This is a genomic window from Comamonas sp. (assembly GCF_036643215.1).
Taxonomy (GTDB): domain Bacteria; phylum Pseudomonadota; class Gammaproteobacteria; order Burkholderiales; family Burkholderiaceae_C; genus Comamonas.
In genome coordinates, this window is sequence record NZ_JAVXSJ010000001.1 from 300,304 (window position 1) to 317,274 (window position 16,971).

Genomic DNA, 16,971 nt, shown 5'->3' on the forward strand with positions numbered 1-16,971 from the left:
ACAGCGATACCGGAATTACTTCATGGCTGAAGTAAAAAACCAAGCCGGTTTAAGCTTGGTTTTCAATTTTGGCGGAGCAGGCGGGATTCGAACCCGCGGTGGGCTATTAACCCACACACGCTTTCCAGGCGTGCGACTTAAACCACTCATCCACCGCTCCGTGTTTGAAGCCGCTATTCTAACCAGAAATTTCGACATCAAAATGAAAGTGCAGCAAGTTATTTTCTGCACGCTTCATCAAGCGAGCGAGATCAGACGCTCTTACCCACTTGCATCATCTTCATGGCGGAAGTGATCAGGCCTGAAACTTCGGTCATGTTGGCAGGGATGACCAGCGTGGTGTTGGAGTCAGCGGCCACCTTGCTATAGGCTTCCACAGCGCTTTCTGCGACCTTGAGCTGAACAGCCTGCTCGCCGCCGGGTTGGCGAATGGCAGTCGCAACACGCTCCAGAGCCTGACCGGTCGCTTCGGCCACGGTGGTGATCGCAGAGGCTTCACCTTGGGCTTTGTTGATGGCGGCCTGTTTTTCACCCTCAGAGCGAGCGATGAAGGCTTCGCGCTCGCCGGTGGCGATATTGATTTGTTCCTGGCGGCGGCCTTCGGAGGCGGCGATCAGCGCGCGCTTTTCACGCTCGGCGGTGATCTGGGCTTGCATGGCGCGCAGAATTTCAGCAGGCGGTGTCAGGTCCTTGATTTCATAACGCAGTACCTTGACGCCCCAGTTCAGCGCAGCTTCGTCAATAGCGTTGACGACCTGAGCGTTGATCATGTCGCGCTCTTCAAAGGTTTTGTCCAGTTCCAGCTTACCGATCACGCTGCGCAGCGAGGTCTGTGCCAGCTGAGTCACGGCCATGATGTAGTTGGACGAGCCGTAGCTGGCGCGCATGGGGTCTGTGACCTGAAAGTACAGAATGCCATCCACTGTCAGCTGCGTGTTGTCGCGCGTAATACAGACTTGGCTGGGCACATCCAGCGGAATTTCTTTCAGGCTGTGCTTGTAGGCGACACGGTCGACAAAGGGGATCAGAAAATTCAGGCCGGGGGTGAGGGTGCCTGCGTACTTGCCCAGACGCTCTTTGACCCATGCATGTTGCTGGGGTACGACCTTGATCGAACGCACGATAAAGATGATGGCAATGATGGCGATGGCGAGAGGAACTGCGTAATCCATATTGTCTCCAGCCCTTGTGGGGCGTTGATGTGAAGAAGCGGGTGAAATTTTTCAGCCCTCAGCATAGCCATGCCGGGGCTTAGAAATGCTCAGACTTTGTCAACAAGAAGGCGGTTACCTACCACTTCGGCCACGCGGTGCGGGCCGGGCATGGTCAGGGCGCCCGTGCGGCAGATCACGGTCCAGGTGGCGCCGCGGTAGCGAACCTGTGCTGTGCCGTCGGAATTCCACTGCTCTACGACCACGGTTTCGCCCACATCCATGTTGACGTCGCGATTGCTGGAGGCAGGCTGTCTGCGCGGACTGCGCTTGCGCAGCAGATAGCAGGCGAAGACTGCACCTGCCCCCAGCAGGGCTGCCGCCACAATCTGGGTGCTGGTGCCCTGACCAAAGTGGGCGCATAGTGCGCCGACAATGGCGCCCAGGGCCAGCATGAGGAGGTAGAAAGTACCGGTCAAAAGCTCTGCAATGACCAGTAAACCTGCAAGCAACCACCACGCGGTGGAATGATCCATACCTGAGCTCCTGTTTGTGGCTTGTATTTAGTGCACCACATTCTGGGTTAAAAACAGCCTGTTTCAAAGCCGCAATAAGGATATTCCTTACACTTCGCGGCTGTTTCGTTTTTTAGGCCTGATTGGTACGGAGGCTGTCCATGAAGTTTCGCTTTCCCATTGTCATCATCGACGAAGACTACCGTTCCGAGAACACCTCGGGACTGGGCATTCGCGCCCTTGCTCAAGCTATTGAAGAAGAGGGCTTTGAAGTTCTGGGTGTGACCAGCTACGGCGATCTCTCGCAGTTCGCTCAGCAGCAAAGCCGCGCCAGTGCCTTTATTTTGTCGATTGACGACGAGGAATTCCAGCTCGGCGGCGACAAAGATCCCATCATTCACAGCCTGCGCAGCTTCATTGGTGAAGTGCGTCGCAAGAATGAAGATGTGCCCATCTACATCTACGGTGAGACCAAGACCAGCCGTCACCTGCCCAACGACATTCTGCGTGAGCTGCACGGCTTCATTCACATGTTCGAGGACACCCCCGAATTTGTGGCCAAGCACATCATCCGCGAAGCCAAGGGCTACCTGGAAGGCGTGCAACCCCCGTTCTTCAAGGCGCTGCTGGACTACGCCGAAGACGGCTCCTACAGCTGGCACTGCCCCGGTCACTCGGGCGGCGTGGCATTTTTGAAGAGCCCTGTGGGCCAGATGTACCACCAGTTCTATGGTGAAAACATGCTGCGTGCTGACGTCTGCAATGCCGTTGAAGAGCTGGGCCAGCTGCTGGACCACAACGGCGCCATCGGCGAGTCCGAGCGCAATGCCGCGCGCATCTTCAATGCCGATCACTGCTACTTTGTGACCAACGGCACATCGACTTCCAACAAGATCGTTTGGCACCACACCGTGGCCCCGGGCGACGTGGTGGTGGTGGACCGCAACTGCCACAAGTCCATCCTGCACTCCATCATCATGACGGGTGCGATTCCGGTGTTTCTGAAGCCCACACGCAACCATTTCGGCATCATTGGCCCCATCCCGCAAAGCGAGTTCTCGATCGAGTCCATTCAGGCCAAGATCGCGGCCAACCCGCTGCTCAAGGGCGTGGATGCCAAGACCGTCAAACCCCGCGTGCTGACGCTGACGCAGTCCACTTACGACGGCGTGCTCTACAACACGGAAACCATCAAGGGCATGCTGGACGGCTATGTCGCCAACCTGCACTTTGATGAGGCATGGTTGCCCCACGCTGCCTTCCACCCCTTCTATGGCAGCTACCACGCCATGGGTAAGAAGCGTAAGCGCCCCGTGCATTCGGTGGTCTATGCCACCCAGTCCATCCACAAGCTGCTGGCCGGTATCAGCCAGGCATCGCATGTGCTGGTGCAGGATTCGCAGACCGAAAAGCTGGATCACCCGCTGTTCAACGAGGCGTACCTGATGCACACCTCGACCAGCCCGCAGTACAGCATCATTGCCAGCTGCGACGTGGCTGCCGCCATGATGGAGCCGCCCGGCGGCACTGCGCTGGTGGAAGAGTCGATTCTGGAAGCGCTGAACTTCCGCCGCGCGATGCGCAAGGTGGAAGACGAGTTTGGCGACGACGACTGGTGGTTTGAGGTCTGGGGCCCCGAGGCTCTGGCCGAAGAAGGCGTGGGCCTGGCCCAGGACTGGATCATTCGCGGCAAGCACGCATCGACCAAGACCAAGGCCAAGAAGAGCGGTAAAGAGTTTGACAACTGGCATGGCTTTGGCGATCTGGCCGATGGCTTCAACATGCTGGACCCCATCAAGTCCACCATCGTCACGCCCGGTCTGGATCTGGATGGCGACTTTGACGACACCGGCATTCCCGCCTCCATCGTCACCAAGTACCTGGCCGAGCACGGCGTGGTGGTTGAGAAGACGGGCCTGTACTCGTTCTTCATCATGTTCACCATCGGCATCACCAAGGGCCGCTGGAACACCATGCTGACGGCGCTGCAGCAGTTCAAGGACGACTACGACCGCAACCAGCCGCTGGCGCGCATCCTGCCCGAGTTTGTTCAGCAGCACCGCCGTTACGAGCGCATGGGTCTGAAGGACTTGTGCCAGCACGTGCACGAGCTGTACGCCAAGTACGACATTGCGCGCCTGACGACCGAGATGTATCTGTCGGACCTCAAGCCCACGATGAAGCCCTCGGACGCCTACGCTCACATTGCCCAGCGCAAGACCGAGCGTGTGGAAATCGACAACCTGGTGGGACGCACCACCGTGGGTCTGGTCACGCCTTACCCACCGGGTATTCCTTTGCTGATTCCTGGTGAAGTCTTCAACAAGAAGATCGTGGACTATCTGCTGTTCGCCCGCGAATTCGCCAAGATGGCGCCGGGCTTTGAGACCGATATCCACGGTCTGGTCGAGCTGGAAGGTGAAGACGGCGAAGTGCGTTACTACGCCGACTGCGTGGCAGAGTCCAGCGTCAACCCCGAGCCAGTGAAGAAGGCTGTGGCGGCGAAAAAGCCTGCCGCCAAGAAAGTCGCTGCAAAGCCGGCTGCCAAGGCTCCGGCTAAAAAGGCGGCTGTGAAGACGGTTGAGAAGGTCGCGGCCAAGCCTGCGGTTAAGGCTGTGGCTAAAACCGTTGCAAAAGCGCCTACAAAAGCGCCTGCAAAGGCTGCTGTAAAGGCGGCTGCAACGCCAGTCAAGTCCGTGAAGACCGCCAAGAAAGCGGTTTAAGCTCTAGCCAACGGGCGGGTTGTAAAACCTGCTGTCCATGAAAAGCCCGGGTGTCCGCACTTCGGGCTTTTTTATATTTTTGCCCATGCATTCACTCCCTCAATTGGCAGGCGCAGTGCGCCTTTGGAAAATTTTGGCCTGGCTCAGCCTTTGCTGGGCCTTGTTTGTTTTGTGGGGCTGTTTGAACGAAACCGGAACAAGCGGCGGGCTGATTTTGCGTTTGTTCCCGTTTTTGCGCGGCTTTGAGTACACGGACAAACTGGTGCACGCGGGCCTGCATGCCGTGCTAGCCAGCCTGTTGTGGAGCACGGGTGTGGCGCGTGCTCATGCTCTGCAATTGCGCTGGTCTGCCACGGCGGCGTTGGCTGTGGTGCTGATTTGCGCCAGCTATGGCGGCGTGATTGAGCTGCTGCAGGCCAGCTTCACCACTACGCGCGGAGCGGAGTGGCTGGATGCGCTGGCCAACACCACAGGTGCAGCTTTGGCAGTGCTGTTCTGGCAGTCCTTGCGGGAGCTGCTTACTAAAAAAGATAGCGCTTAGCGCCTGTCTGTAATGAGTTTCTCAATAAAAATCTTGAAAAGTTCCAGCAGCAAAGGCGCTATAAGCTATTAATTTTATTGATGTTGCCCTTGCGCCAGAGCCTCTGCCTCGCTCTGGCTATAGCCTAGCGCAGTCAAAATTTCCAGGCTGTGCTCCCCCAGCTTGGGTGGTGACAGGCGCACCTCCAGGTGCTTGCCGTCCAGGGTCAGCGGCAGCAGCACGGTTTTGCTCTCGCGGCCATCGGGCAGCTGTATGGGGGCGAGGGCGCCGGTGGCGTTCAGGTGTGGGTCGTCCAGCAAATCGTGGGGCCGAACAATGGGGGCAAAGGGCAGGCCTTTTTCCTCAAATACCTGGGCGATCTGTGCGGCGCTGTAAGCCGCCATTTTTTCGCGCAGCAGCGGCATCAGCCAGCTGCGGGCCTGTACGCGGTCGTTGTTGCTGCCCAGGCGAGGGTCGCCGTGCAGTTCGTCCAGGTCAAAGGCATTGCAGAACTCGCGCCAGGCACCGTCGCTGACCACGGCCAGAAAAATCTGCTCACCGTCCTTGACTTCGAACACGTCGTAAATGGCCCAGGCCGAGATGCGTGCGGGCATGGGCGCAGCGGGTTTGCCGGTGACGGCGTACTGCATCATGTGCTGGGCAATCAGGAAGACATTGTTCTCAAACAATGCGCTTTGAACTTCTTGCCCTTGGCCTGTTTTTTCGCGCTGTGCAAGAGCGGCCATGGCTCCCATGGCACCAAACATGCCGCCCATGATGTCGTTGACGCTGGTGCCTGCGCGCAGCGGGTCGCCAGGACGGCCCGTCATATAGGCCAGGCCGCCCATCATCTGCACGACCTCGTCAAGCGCCGTGCGGTGCTCGTAAGGGCCGGGCAGAAACCCTTTGTGGCTGACGTAGATCAGGCGGGGAAACTGTGCTTTGAGGCTTTCATAGTCCAGCCCCAGCTTTTGCATGGTGCCGGGCTTGAAGTTCTCGGTCACCACATCGGCGGTGGCAATCAGTTTGAGGGCGGCTTCTTTGCCTTCGGGGGTCTGCAAATCCAGGGTCAGGCTTTTCTTGTTGCGGTTGAACAGCGGGAAGAAACCGGAGCCCGAGCCCAGCAGCTTGCGCGTGGCGTCACCCATGCGGCCATGGCCCACGGGCTCGACCTTGATGACTTCGGCCCCTAGGTCGGCCAGCATCAGGCCGCAGCTAGGGCCCATGACCATGTGGGTGAATTCGACCACGCGAATACCGGCGTAGGGCAGGGCGCTGGCGGGGCTTGGGGAATTGCTGGAGGAGTGCATGTGAATCTCGTTTGTTGTTTGGGATCAGTGCGTGGAATACGGATGAGGCACAAAGCCTTTGGGCAGGCCCGCAGGTGGCAGCATGCCGTAAAGCGCCTCGCCTGGCAGGCCAGCGGCCAGCGCATTTCGCGCAGCAAGCAGTCGCTCAATATCAATGCCGGTACGTATGCCCATGGCTTCGAACATAAAGACCAGGTCTTCGGTCACCACATTGCCCGAGGCCCCGGGTGCGTAGGGGCAGCCGCCCAGCCCGGCCTGGGAAGAGTCGAAGGTGAGCACACCGGCTTCATAGGCGGCCAGACAATTGGCCAGGCCCAGCCCACGCGTGTTGTGCATATGCGCGGCACCGGCGTGATCACCCAGTTCGCTGCGCAGCCGCGTGAAAAGGCGCTTGACCTGGGCCGGGTTAGCCATGCCAGTGGTATCAGACAGGCCTGATTCATCTGCTCCTGCCTGTACGCAGGCCACGGCCAGCGCAATCACATCGTCTTCGGGCACCAAGCCTTGCAGCGTGCAGCCAAAAGCGGTGGAGATGCCGGCTTCGATATGCACCTGCGGCGCAAGGTCGTCGCGCAACTGGGCAATGGCGCGCACTTCTTCCACCATCTGCTGCGGTGTCTTGCGCACATTGGCCATGGAATGCGTGGGGCTGGCCGACACAGGCAAGGTGATCTTGTGCGCTCCAGCACGCATGGCTGCTTCTGCGCCTTTGATATTGGGTACCAGTGCCATGACGGTGACGCCGCTGTGCTGAATGGCATGGGCAACGATCTGCGCAGCATCGGCCATCTGCGGCAAGAGCTTGGGCGAGACAAAGGAGCCGACCTCGATTTCCTGCAAACCTGAGGCAACCAGGTCGTCAATCCATGCGCATTTATGAGCGGTGCTCATGGTGGTGGAGATCGATTGCAGACCGTCGCGGGGGCCGACTTCGCTGATCAAGACGTCGAAACGAGATGGAGATGACATGGGGTGCCTGACCTGAATTCAATGCTTGCTTTACAGCAAAGGCAGTGTTGTAATGAGTTCTATCTAATAGAACTAAGTTCTCTCTTTTGAAATATTGCCCTGCGTCCTGATGTCCTGTCAAGCTGCAGGGTTGGAGTTTTCATGCCGCGTAAATCTCAAACTGAATCCCTTGCCGATGAAAACGCGGCACCCGGTGGCGTGGCCGCAGTCGATCGAGCCTTGAGCCTGCTGGCGGCTTTTGGTGATGCAGATGACGGCTTGAGCCTGACCCAGTTGGCCGAACGCACGCGCTTGTACAAAAGCACGGTGCTGCGCCTGCTGGCATCCCTGGAGCACGGTGGCTGGATTAGCAGGCTGGACGATGGTCGCTATGCGGTGGGGCCAGCCGTGGCGCGCTTGCACAGGGTGTATGCGCAGAATTTCTCGCTGGACAGCGTGGTCATGCCGGTGCTTAAAGCGCTGGTGCAGGCCACGGGCGAGAGCGCCGCCTACCATGTGCGCCAAGGGCGCGAGCGGCTTTGCCTGTACCGCGTGGATTCACCGCACCCCGTGCGCGACCATGCGCGGGCGGGTGATTTGCTGCCGCTGGACAAGGGCGCAGGCGGGCGGGTGCTGGTGGCTTTTGATCCGGAGCTGGGCGACTGGCAGAAGAAAAATCGCAACCACTATGCGCGGGTGCGGGCCGATGGCTACGAGGCCTTGGTGGGCGACAGGCACAGCGAGATTGCCGGTATCTCTGCCCCTGTGTTCCGCCAGAGCGGGGAACTTGCCGCCGCCTTGACGCTGACCATGCCTGCGCACCGTTATGACGAGCATTACGTCAAAAACGTGCTGCAGGCGGCGCGAGAGCTGGGGGCGCAGTTGGTTTGAATATTTAATTGAAAAGTGGCTGTATCGCTTTATCAATAAGCACAAGCTGCTATTAATTTTGAATTGATTGCGTGATCGCCTCAGGCTGAAAGCCGGGTTCATTGCGTACCCGCATAAAGCGTGCAAAGCGCGGCAGGCCGCTTTTTTCATGCAATCCCTGATAGCGGTAGGTGACCCAGCTGCCCAGTGGCGGCGGATTTTTGCGCTGTTCGGCATTCAGGCCTGAGCCCAGCGCAAACTGCAGACCCTGTGGGTTTTGCACGATGAGCGCTCCCGTCATTCCTTGCCACTGGCCGCGCCCGGGCTTGTAGCCAATGACTTTGGCTTCGGCATCGTCAAACGGTTTGAGCTTGAGCAGGTCATCGCTGCGACCACTGCGGTAGGGCGCGCTGCCTTTGTGCAGCATCAGACCTTCGCCGCCATCTTTGACGACTTGATTTAGCAAGGCCTGCAATTGCGCATCGCTGCTCAGTTTTTGCTGTGCCACGATTTGCACCCAAGGCTGCTTGATTTTGTCTACGGTCTGTTTGAGCTTCGGCAGGCGTTCGTCAAAGCTGCCGGGGGCGGCTGGCAGGTCAAACACCATGAACTGCATGCGCCGCCATGCCGCATCACTGGGCTGGATCTGCGCCGTGGTGGACTGGGCATGGGAGAAATGGCCGCGCCCGGCCCAGAGCTCGCCATCCATAGGCGTGGCAGGCCAGCCTTGGGTAAACCAGCTGGGCGCTGTAATCACCTGCCCGCCGCGGCTGATGAGCTGGTGGCCATTCCAGTAGCCGCGCACGCCGTCCAGCTTTTCGCTGACCCAGTAGTCCTGCAATGGCAGGCTGCTGCGCCAGATATGGGCCAGCATCAGCGGTGGTGGTTGTGCTGCCGGTTGAGCGAGTACCGGAAAATTCAGAAAGACACAGGCACAGAGAAGACAACGAAGAAGCCATTTCAGAGGCTTGGGCAGCAGAGCAGGTGGCAAAACAGGCATGGCGATCTCCTGGTGGGCAGGCGACCCATGCCTAGGCGGTGGGTGCCGGTTGTCGATGATGTGTCCGCTTTGATATCAAAAAGATAGCTATTGCTGCTTTCTGTGAAAGCGGTTGAGGCCGATTAGGTATAAAAAAAGCCGCAGCACAGCGGCAGCGGCTTCTCAGTGAATTAACCGCCTCAGTCGCGGGTAATCACGGCGCATGCAATGCGTGCACCGGCGTTGCCTGTGGGCTGAGTAGCGTAGTCATCAGGCTGGGCGTGGACGATGACAGCGCGGTCAATGACATTGCCGGGGCCTGCTAGCAAGGTGAGGTCACGTGACTGCACATTGACGGTGGCGACGCCGTTGGAGTCGGCCTTCAGGCTGGGCAGGTCCCCCATGTGATGCTGGGTGGTGTCATATTTGCCATGCGGGTTGCCCATGGGGTTGAAGTGACCCGCTGCGGCATTGCCGTTGTCGCCGCAGTCGCCCTTGTCGTGGATGTGAAAACCGTGCTCTGAATTGGGCTTGAGGCCGTAAATCACCGCACTGATCATGACCTGCTGGCCGTCTTTCTGGGTGAACTTCACATCACCGCTGACTTTGCTGCCCGAGGTGGCTTGAAGCTTGGCAATGGCCTGTGCGGGCTGGGGCGCGGGGGTGCTGCAGGCAGCCAGTGCAGCGGTGGAGAGAGCGAGAAGCAGAAAGCGATAGGGCATGGCAATCCTCTTGAGGTGGTGGTTGAAACACCTTGAAACCATAGCGGCTGTGGCCGGCACTGCTTGTAGGGCGAGGGCGAAGATCTCTTCTGCGCGGCGTAAAACCTAAGCGAAAAGCACAGACGCTAAGCACAAAGCCCCGCAGGCTTTGCAACCTGCGGGGCTTTGAAGCGTCTGCTTTGAGGGCTTAGACCTGATCGGAGGACAGGCCAGCCGTCTGGCTGAAGCCGCCGTCCACATAGGTGATTTCAGCGGTCACGCCGGATGCCAGGTCGGACAGCAGGAAGGCGGCGACATTACCCACGTCTTCAATGGTCACGTTGCGGCGCAGGGGCGATGCATCGGCCACGCGGCCCAGCAGCTTGCCAAAGTCCTTGATGCCCGAGGCGGCTAAGGTCTTGATCGGGCCGGCGGAGATGCCGTTGGCGCGGATGGCGCGGCCGTCTTCGGTGCGGCCCACAGCTTCAGCCAGGTAGCGCACGGAGGCTTCCAGCGATGCCTTGGCCAGACCCATGGTGTTGTAGTTGGGGATGGAGCGCAGGGCGCCCAGGTACGACAGGGTCAGCAGCGAGGACTTGTCGTTCAGGAAGGGCATGGCGGCCTTGGCCATTGCGGGGAAGCTGTAGGCGCTGATGTCGTGGGCGATCTTGAAGGATTCGCGCGACAGACCATCGAGGAAGTTGCCTGCAATGGCTTCGCGGGGGGCAAAACCGATGGAGTGCACAAAACCGTCGAACTTGCCCCAGACAGCGCCCAGGTCGGCAAACATCTTGTCGATTTGCTCGTCGCTGCCCACGTCGCAGTCAAAGACCAGCTTGGAGTCAAAGTCGGCTGCGAACTCGGTGATACGGTCCTTGAAGCGTTCGCCTACATAGCTGAATGCCAGCTCTGCGCCTTGTGCGTGGCAGGCCTTGGCGATGCCGTAGGCAATGGAACGGTTGGACAGAACGCCCGTGATCAGCAGCTTTTTACCGGCGAGAAAACCCATTGTTGATCTCCAGAGAAAATTGAAAGAGAGGATGGCTGCATCTGTGGCAGACGCGCCATCTTTGAAAACGTATCCGCTCGAACTGGGTGCGAATCAGTCGGGGTAGGGCAGAATTGTCGCATGCGCCATTGGATGATTTGTTCAGCCCTGATTGCCTGCAGCCATGTTGCCACTCCAGCTCTGGCCGCACATGCCTATGCACTATGGGGCGCGCCGCGGTATGCGGCGGACTTCAAGCACTTTGATTATGTGAACCCCGCAGCCCCCAAGGGCGGCGAGTTGCGCATGGTGAGTAATCTGCGTTACTCCACCTTTGATAAGTACAACCCCTTCACCATCAAAGGCTCGCCGCCTGCTTACGTGGGGGACATGCTGCTGGAGACCCTGCTTGCACCGAGCCTGGATGAAACCGCCACGGGTTACGGCCTGCTGGCTGAAGATGTGGATGTGGCTGCCGATGGCCTGTCCGCAACTTTCAGGCTGCGCAAGCAGGCGCGCTTTCACAACGGCAAGCCAGTGCTGGCGCAGGATGTAAAGCACAGCTACGAAACGCTGCTGAGCAAATACGCCTCGCCCGGCTACAAGACCTTGTTTGTCGAGGTGGATGGCTGCGATGTGCTGAATGAGCACACGGTGCGCTTTCGCTTCAAAAAGCCCAACCGTGACCTACCGCTGACCGTGGGCGCAGCCCTGCCTGTGTTCAGTCGCGACTGGGGGCTGGATGCGAGTGGCAAGCCCAAGCCTTTTGATCAGGTGGTGACGGATATACCCATTGGCAGTGGCCCCTACAAGATTGGCCCGGTTAAATTTGGCAAAGACATTACCTATGTACGTGACCCCGCTTACTGGGGCGCTGCACTACCGGTGCGCGTGGGGCAGGCCAACTTTGACCGTATCACCATCAAGATCTACAAAGACGGAACGGCTCGGCTTGAGGCGCTGAAGGCGGGCGAGTTTGACTTGATGCGCATCAACAGCGCTGGCGACTGGGCGCGGCGGTTGACGGGCAAGCGCTTTAACTCGGGCGAGCTGGTCAAGGGTGAGTTCGAGAACAAGCTGCCCTCGGGCTTTCAGAGTTTTTTCTTGAATACGCGGCGCGATCAGCTCAAAGATGTGCGCGTGCGCGAGGCGCTGGGTCTGGCCTACGACTATGAGTGGATGAACCGCCAGATGTTCTACGGCGCCTACCAGCGCGTGCATGGCCTGTTTGGTAACACGGCCTGTGAGACCACGGGTGAACCCACTGAGCAAGAGCTGGCGCTGCTACTGCCTTACAAGGCCAGTTTGCCGCCTGACACATTGGGGCCCATGGCCCAGCCGCCGCGCACCGATACCGGCGACGGCTTGCGTGGAAACCTGCGCCGCGCGCAGAAGCTGCTGGCCGATGCAGGATGGAGCGTCAAAGATGGGGCGCTGCGCAACGCCGCTGGCGAGCCCATGGAGATCGAGTATCTGGATAGCGGCGAAAGCAGCGTCAAGATTGTGAGCAGCTGGATGCGCAATCTGGAAAAGCTGGGTATCACGCTCAAGGTGCGAAATGTGGACTACGCCCTCTACCAGCAGCGCATGGACAAATACGATTTCGACATCGTGACGCTTAATGTGCCCGGCACGCACAACCCGGGGCAGGAATATGCGGAGCTGTTCGGCAGCGCCGCCGCCGATATTGAAGGTGCCTCGAACTATGTGGGCCTGAAAAGCAAGGCGGTGGACGCCATCATCGCCCAGATGGCGTCGGCCAAGTCCGAGCAGCAGATGCTGCCCGCCTGCCACGCGCTGGAGCGCATCATCGTGCACGGCCACTACCTGATTCCGCAGTACTTCTCGGGCAAGCACCGCATGGTGTATGACGACTGGAGGCTGGCCCTGCCGGGGAAGATTCCGCCTTATTCGCCGGGTGAGCTGTGGGTGGTCTATGCCGCCTGGGCCAAGCAGCCACCGCAGACAGCGCCTTCCGCCCCCACCAAGCCATGATCTGACGACGCCATGTTTGCCTATATTCTCAAACGCATCTTGCTGATGATCCCCACGCTGCTGGGTGTGCTGCTGCTGACCTTCATCGTCATTCAGTTTGTGCCCGGTGGCCCCGTAGAGCAATATCTGGCAGAAGCCAAGGCCGGCGCGGGTCGCGGGGTTGAAGGCGCAGCCATGAGCTATCGCGGCGGGCAGGGGGTGGACCCCAAGCGGCTTGAAGAAATCAAGGCCCTGTATGGCTTTGACAAACCGCCCGTAGAGCGCTTTGTGCAGATGCTGGGCCAGTTTGCGCGCTTTGATCTGGGGACCAGTTTTTTCCAGAACAAAAGCGTGTGGGCCTTGGTCAAAGAAAAACTGCCGGTCTCCATCAGTCTGGGTTTGTGGACGTTTTTCATCAGCTATCTGGTCGCCGTGCCGCTGGGCATTGCCAAGGCCGTGCGCGCCGGTTCGCGCTTTGATCTGGCCACCACGGTGCTGATCCTCGTGGGCTATGCCATCCCCGGCTTTGTGCTGGGTGTGGCCCTGCTGGTGGTTTTTGGCGGTCAGCTGCAATGGTTCCCGCTGCGGGGGCTGACCTCATCGAACTTTGATGAGCTCAGCACTCTAGGCAAGTTGGTGGATTACCTCTGGCATATCGCGTTGCCCGTAACAGCCATGGTGGCGGGTAGTTTTGCGGTCACGGCCATGCTGACCAAGAACTCTTTTCTGGAAGAAATCCGCAAGCAATACGTGCTGACGGCAAGGGCCAAGGGCCTCTCGGAGCGGCAGGTGCTCTACAAGCATGTGTTTCGCAATGCGCTGATTCCCATCGTCACCGGCTTTCCGTCCGCCTTTATTGGTGCATTCTTCGCCGGGGCGCTGCTGATCGAGACGCTGTTCTCGCTCGACGGTCTGGGCCTGCTCAGCTACGAAAGCGTGATTCGCCGCGATTTTCCCGTGGTGCTGGGCACGCTCTACCTGTTCACGCTGATTGGGCTGGTGACCAAGCTCATCAGCGATCTTTGCTATGTCTGGGTTGATCCCCGGGTCAAGTTTGACTGATTTCATGCAAAAACAGCCTCAAGCCCAGATTCTTAAAGCGCAGCCAGCTATGAATGCAGGAGTGAAAAGCGTGCCGCCAGCGCCTGCTGTCCAGTCAGAATCGCCGGGGCGCAGAGCCTGGCGGCGCTTCAAATCCAACCGGCTGGGCTTTGTCAGTCTGGTGATTTTTGCGGTGCTGGTCGTGCTCAGCCTGTTTGCAGAAGTGCTCTCCAACGACAAGCCCCTCATCGTGCGCTATGAGGGGCAAACTTATCTGCCACTGCTCAATGACTACCCCGAGACCACCTTTGGCGGCGACTTTCATACGCCCACGGACTATCTCGATCCCTTTATTCAGCAAAAGCTGAGCGAGGGCGGCAACTGGGCCATTTTTCCCATCAACCGCTACGGCAAAGCCACCATCAACTATTTTGCCAAGCAGCCCAATCCATCGGCCCCATCGGCCGATAACTGGCTGGGTACGGACGACCGGGGGCGCGATCTGCTGGCGCAGCTCATCTACGGCTTTCGCGTCAGCGTGCTGTTCGGGCTGGCGCTGACGGTGGTGGGCGTGCTGCTGGGTGTGCTGGCCGGGGCCGTGCAGGGTTTTTTTGGCGGCAAGACCGATCTGGCCTTTCAGCGCTTTACAGAAATCTGGGGCTCCATGCCTGAGCTATACCTGCTCATCATCTTCAGCGCGCTGTTTGCGCCCAGCGTGTCGTTGCTGCTGGTCTTGCTCAGCCTGTTTGGCTGGATGGGGCTGGCAGACTATGTGCGGGCCGAATTCTTCCGCAATCGCCAGCTTGACTATGTCAAATCTGCCCAGGCACTGGGGGCCAGCAATCGCTCCATCATCTTTCGTCACATTCTGCCCAACAGCATGACGCCGGTGATCACCTTTCTGCCCTTTCGCATGAGCGGGGCCATTCTGGCGCTGACGTCGCTGGACTTTTTGGGGCTGGGCGTCCCTCCCGGCACGCCCAGTCTGGGCGAGCTGTTGAGTCAGGGGAAAAACAATATTGATGCGTGGTGGATTTCTCTGTCCACCTTTGCCGTGCTGGTTATCAGCTTGCTGCTGCTGACCTTTATGGGCGATGCCCTGCGCGATGCGCTGGACCCGCGCAAGCAGGCGCGCAGCGCTGCGGTCAAAAGTGCGGGAGGCAAGCCATGAGCCGAGAAGAATTTGAGGTAAATAAGGCAGGCACTCTACTTTCGGTGCGTGACCTGAGCGTGTCTTTTGCGGGCAAGTCCGTGGTGCAGGGCGTGAGTTTTGACATGGCCGCCGGTGAAAAGCTGGCGCTGGTGGGGGAATCGGGCTCGGGCAAGTCCGTCACGGCATTGTCTTTGTTGCGGTTGGTAGGTGATGGTCAATTAAGCGGCCAGGCCTTTCTGGATGGGCGTGATCTGCTACGTCTTTCCGAGCGTGATATGCAGGCCGTGCGCGGCGGTGATATCGCCATGATCTTTCAGGAGCCCATGACGGCGCTGAACCCGCTGATGACGGTAGGCGATCAAGTGGCCGAGGTGCTGCAGCTCAAACAGGCGCTGAGCAAGGCGCAGGCGCAAAAGCTGGCGATAGAGCTGCTGGCGACCACCGGCATACCCGAGCCAGAGCGCCGTGCGCAGAGCTTTCCGCACCAGCTCAGTGGCGGGCAACGCCAGCGCGCCATGATTGCCATGGCGCTGGGCAGTCGCCCCAGGCTGCTGCTGGCCGATGAGCCCACCACGGCGCTGGATGTGACGCTGCGCGGCCAGATTCTGGATTTGCTGGCCGATCTTCAGCGTCAGACCGGCATGGCTGTGCTGATGATTACCCACGACCTCAATCTGGTGCGCCGCTTTGCTGATCGTGTGGCGGTGATGGAAAAAGGCGTGTTGGTTGAGCAGGGCGCTGTGGCCGCAGTCATGCAAAACCCGCAGCATGCCTATACCCGCAAGCTGCTGGCCAGCAAGCCTGTGCGCGATGTGAATGATGGGGCAGAGCCGGTTGGTACGCTGGCTGTGGTGCAGGCCAAGGCGATGCAGGTGAGTTACGCCACGCCGCTGCCGGGTATTCGCGGCTGGTTCAAAAAAGGGGCGTTTGTCGCGGTCAAGGGGGCAGATATAGCACTCAAACCCGCTCGAACGCTGGGGGTGATTGGCGAGTCGGGCTCAGGAAAATCCACGCTGGCGCAGGCCGTGCTGGGGCTGCTCCCCTATGGGGGGGATTTGCAGGTGGCGGGTCAGCAATGGCAGCAACCGGCCATTCGCAACAGCGCCGCCAATCTGGCTCTGCGCCGCAAAATTCAGGTGGTATTTCAAGACCCGTTTTCCTCGCTGTCGCCACGCATGACGGTGGAGGAAATTGTGGGCGAAGGCCTGCAAATCCACGCCCCGGAGTTAAGCGCCGACCAGCGTCGTGAACGTGTGGTGCAGATGCTGGCCGAGGTGGGAATGACCGATGCGCAGTTCCCCGGCTTGCTGCAGCGCTATCCGCATGAGTTCTCGGGCGGGCAGCGACAGCGGTTGGCCATTTCGCGGGCGCTCATCATGGAGCCCGAGGTACTGGTGCTCGATGAGCCCACCAGCGCGCTCGATGTGACCATTCAGCAGCAGGTGCTGGCGCTGCTGCAGCGGTTGCAAAAAGAGCGCGGGCTGGCCTATCTGCTCATCACCCATGATGTGGATGTGATTCGCGCCATGGCCCATGAGGTGCTAGTGATGAAGGACGGCCAGATTGTGGAGCAGGGCGCGGTACAGCAAGTGTTGCTAGCGCCGCAAGAGGCCTATACCCGTAAATTGGTAGAGGCTGCGGGCGAAGTTCAGCCAGTAACGGCTATCTAAAATTGATAGCAGGTAGCGCTTTATTGGTAACGGTTTTTGCGCTAAATGCTTGAAATTTAGAAGAATTTCCCGCTTCAAATACGGAGTCAGAGTTGAAAAACATTGAATCCGTACTCGAAAATTTGTATTTATTTGGCGCGAATTCTCTGGCTGTGGCCTAATTAGCGTTTTTCAACCGACCAATTGAGAATTCGACATGGGCAATAAGATCGTTACCGAAGCAGACCGCAAGGCCACTCCCCGTCCCCAAGCGCCTAACGGCGTGACACTGCCTACACAAGGCCGTGGCCAGCGCGTGAGCCTGGAGCGTGGTTCGCACACCCGTAGCAAGAAGCAAGCTGGCAAGCGCCACGGTTAATTGCTGCAGCAGGCTGCGCTTGCGTGGCCCTGCAAAAAAGCCCTCGTCACTTACGTGCGAGGGCTTTTTG

15 protein-coding genes and 1 tRNA gene are annotated in these 16,971 nt (G+C 59.1%); 8 read left to right on the forward strand and 8 right to left on the reverse strand.

Translation table 11 applies throughout. The features are described 5' to 3' along the window. Window positions 1–69: 69 nt before the first annotated feature. The 3 genes from RSF91_RS01400 to RSF91_RS01410 all read right to left on the reverse strand — a co-directional run bounded on the left by RSF91_RS01400 (window position 70) and on the right by RSF91_RS01410 (window position 1,687). A tRNA-Ser gene (locus tag RSF91_RS01400) sits at window positions 70–160 on the reverse strand. 91 nt (window positions 161–251) lie between these two features. Continuing rightward, window positions 252–1,172 carry an SPFH domain-containing protein gene (locus RSF91_RS01405; RefSeq protein WP_332566734.1) on the reverse strand — a complete coding sequence of 307 codons (921 nt, stop codon included), beginning with the start codon at window positions 1,170–1,172 and terminating at the stop codon, window positions 252–254. Window positions 1,173–1,261: 89 nt separating this feature from the next. Next, window positions 1,262–1,687 carry an NfeD family protein gene (locus RSF91_RS01410; protein WP_332566735.1) on the reverse strand — a complete coding sequence of 142 codons (426 nt, stop codon included), beginning with the start codon at window positions 1,685–1,687 and terminating at the stop codon, window positions 1,262–1,264. Window positions 1,688–1,827: 140 nt separating this feature from the next. Between RSF91_RS01410 and RSF91_RS01415 the strand changes: the two genes are divergently transcribed. Both RSF91_RS01415 and RSF91_RS01420 read left to right on the forward strand, forming a co-directional pair. Beyond that, window positions 1,828–4,389 carry an arginine/lysine/ornithine decarboxylase gene (locus RSF91_RS01415; protein WP_332566736.1) on the forward strand — a complete coding sequence of 854 codons (2,562 nt, stop codon included), beginning with the start codon at window positions 1,828–1,830 and terminating at the stop codon, window positions 4,387–4,389. Between the two features lie 181 nt (window positions 4,390–4,570). Then, window positions 4,571–4,930 (forward strand): VanZ family protein, encoded by a 360-nt coding sequence (locus RSF91_RS01420; protein ID WP_332566737.1) that lies wholly within the window; start codon window positions 4,571–4,573, stop codon window positions 4,928–4,930. A 74-nt stretch (window positions 4,931–5,004) separates the two neighbouring features. Here the strand turns inward: RSF91_RS01420 and RSF91_RS01425 are convergent, their stop codons facing one another. Together RSF91_RS01425 and RSF91_RS01430 are read right to left on the reverse strand one after the other, a co-directional pair. After that, entirely contained in the window at window positions 5,005–6,219 is a 1,215-nt protein-coding gene (locus RSF91_RS01425; RefSeq protein WP_332566738.1) for a CaiB/BaiF CoA transferase family protein, read from the reverse strand. A 24-nt stretch (window positions 6,220–6,243) separates the two neighbouring features. Beyond that, window positions 6,244–7,188: a hydroxymethylglutaryl-CoA lyase gene (locus tag RSF91_RS01430; RefSeq protein ID WP_332566739.1), complete on the reverse strand. Its 945-nt coding sequence runs from the start codon at window positions 7,186–7,188 to the stop codon at window positions 6,244–6,246. A gap of 141 nt (window positions 7,189–7,329) precedes the next feature. Between RSF91_RS01430 and RSF91_RS01435 the strand changes: the two genes are divergently transcribed. Further along, entirely contained in the window at window positions 7,330–8,058 is a 729-nt protein-coding gene (locus tag RSF91_RS01435; RefSeq protein ID WP_332566740.1) for an IclR family transcriptional regulator, read from the forward strand. Window positions 8,059–8,110: 52 nt separating this feature from the next. Here the strand turns inward: RSF91_RS01435 and RSF91_RS01440 are convergent, their stop codons facing one another. The 3 genes from RSF91_RS01440 to fabI form a co-directional block, all read right to left on the reverse strand. Then, entirely contained in the window at window positions 8,111–9,037 is a 927-nt protein-coding gene (locus tag RSF91_RS01440; protein ID WP_332566741.1) for a DNA ligase, read from the reverse strand. Between the two features lie 179 nt (window positions 9,038–9,216). Beyond that, a complete protein-coding gene (locus RSF91_RS01445; RefSeq protein ID WP_332566742.1) occupies window positions 9,217–9,738 on the reverse strand; it encodes a superoxide dismutase family protein in 522 nt (173 codons plus the stop codon). A gap of 187 nt (window positions 9,739–9,925) precedes the next feature. Beyond that, a complete protein-coding gene (gene fabI / locus RSF91_RS01450) occupies window positions 9,926–10,726 on the reverse strand; it encodes an enoyl-ACP reductase FabI (RefSeq protein ID WP_198461541.1) in 801 nt (266 codons plus the stop codon). 120 nt (window positions 10,727–10,846) lie between these two features. On the opposite strand from fabI, the gene RSF91_RS01455 reads away from it, so the two are divergent. The 5 genes from RSF91_RS01455 to RSF91_RS01475 all read left to right on the forward strand — a co-directional run bounded on the left by RSF91_RS01455 (window position 10,847) and on the right by RSF91_RS01475 (window position 16,901). Continuing rightward, the gene (locus RSF91_RS01455) at window positions 10,847–12,700 is read left to right on the forward strand and encodes an extracellular solute-binding protein (protein WP_332566743.1); all 1,854 of its coding nucleotides are present in this window, start codon (window positions 10,847–10,849) and stop codon (window positions 12,698–12,700) included. Window positions 12,701–12,712: 12 nt separating this feature from the next. After that, complete coding sequence (locus tag RSF91_RS01460; protein WP_332566744.1) at window positions 12,713–13,741, forward strand: microcin C ABC transporter permease YejB; 1,029 nt, start codon at window positions 12,713–12,715, stop codon at window positions 13,739–13,741. Window positions 13,742–13,790: 49 nt separating this feature from the next. After that, complete coding sequence (locus tag RSF91_RS01465) at window positions 13,791–14,891, forward strand: ABC transporter permease (protein ID WP_332566813.1); 1,101 nt, start codon at window positions 13,791–13,793, stop codon at window positions 14,889–14,891. Further along, on the forward strand, window positions 14,888–16,543 hold the full coding sequence (locus tag RSF91_RS01470; RefSeq protein WP_332566745.1) for an ABC transporter ATP-binding protein: 1,656 nt from the start codon (window positions 14,888–14,890) through the stop codon (window positions 16,541–16,543). Before RSF91_RS01465 ends, RSF91_RS01470 begins: the two co-directional genes overlap by 4 nt. Window positions 16,544–16,739: 196 nt before the next feature. Beyond that, complete coding sequence (locus RSF91_RS01475) at window positions 16,740–16,901, forward strand: hypothetical protein (RefSeq protein WP_199173700.1); 162 nt, start codon at window positions 16,740–16,742, stop codon at window positions 16,899–16,901. Window positions 16,902–16,971 lie beyond the last annotated feature (70 nt).

Bases quoted from the DNA above. Each gene is read 5' to 3' on its own strand.
- RSF91_RS01405 (WP_332566734.1), bottom strand. From the start codon at position 1,172: ATGGATTACGCAGTTCCTCTCGCCATCGCCATCATTGCCATCATCTTT.
- RSF91_RS01410 (WP_332566735.1), bottom strand. From the start codon at position 1,687: ATGGATCATTCCACCGCGTGGTGGTTGCTTGCAGGTTTACTGGTCATT.
- RSF91_RS01415 (WP_332566736.1), top strand. From the start codon at position 1,828: ATGAAGTTTCGCTTTCCCATTGTCATCATCGACGAAGACTACCGTTCC.
- RSF91_RS01425 (WP_332566738.1), bottom strand. From the start codon at position 6,219: ATGCACTCCTCCAGCAATTCCCCAAGCCCCGCCAGCGCCCTGCCCTAC.
- RSF91_RS01430 (WP_332566739.1), bottom strand. From the start codon at position 7,188: ATGTCATCTCCATCTCGTTTCGACGTCTTGATCAGCGAAGTCGGCCCC.
- RSF91_RS01435 (WP_332566740.1), top strand. From the start codon at position 7,330: ATGCCGCGTAAATCTCAAACTGAATCCCTTGCCGATGAAAACGCGGCA.
- RSF91_RS01440 (WP_332566741.1), bottom strand. From the start codon at position 9,037: ATGCCTGTTTTGCCACCTGCTCTGCTGCCCAAGCCTCTGAAATGGCTT.
- RSF91_RS01445 (WP_332566742.1), bottom strand. From the start codon at position 9,738: ATGCCCTATCGCTTTCTGCTTCTCGCTCTCTCCACCGCTGCACTGGCT.
- fabI (WP_198461541.1), bottom strand. From the start codon at position 10,726: ATGGGTTTTCTCGCCGGTAAAAAGCTGCTGATCACGGGCGTTCTGTCC.
- RSF91_RS01455 (WP_332566743.1), top strand. From the start codon at position 10,847: ATGCGCCATTGGATGATTTGTTCAGCCCTGATTGCCTGCAGCCATGTT.
- RSF91_RS01460 (WP_332566744.1), top strand. From the start codon at position 12,713: ATGTTTGCCTATATTCTCAAACGCATCTTGCTGATGATCCCCACGCTG.
- RSF91_RS01465 (WP_332566813.1), top strand. From the start codon at position 13,791: ATGAATGCAGGAGTGAAAAGCGTGCCGCCAGCGCCTGCTGTCCAGTCA.
- RSF91_RS01470 (WP_332566745.1), top strand. From the start codon at position 14,888: ATGAGCCGAGAAGAATTTGAGGTAAATAAGGCAGGCACTCTACTTTCG.
- RSF91_RS01475 (WP_199173700.1), top strand. From the start codon at position 16,740: ATGGGCAATAAGATCGTTACCGAAGCAGACCGCAAGGCCACTCCCCGT.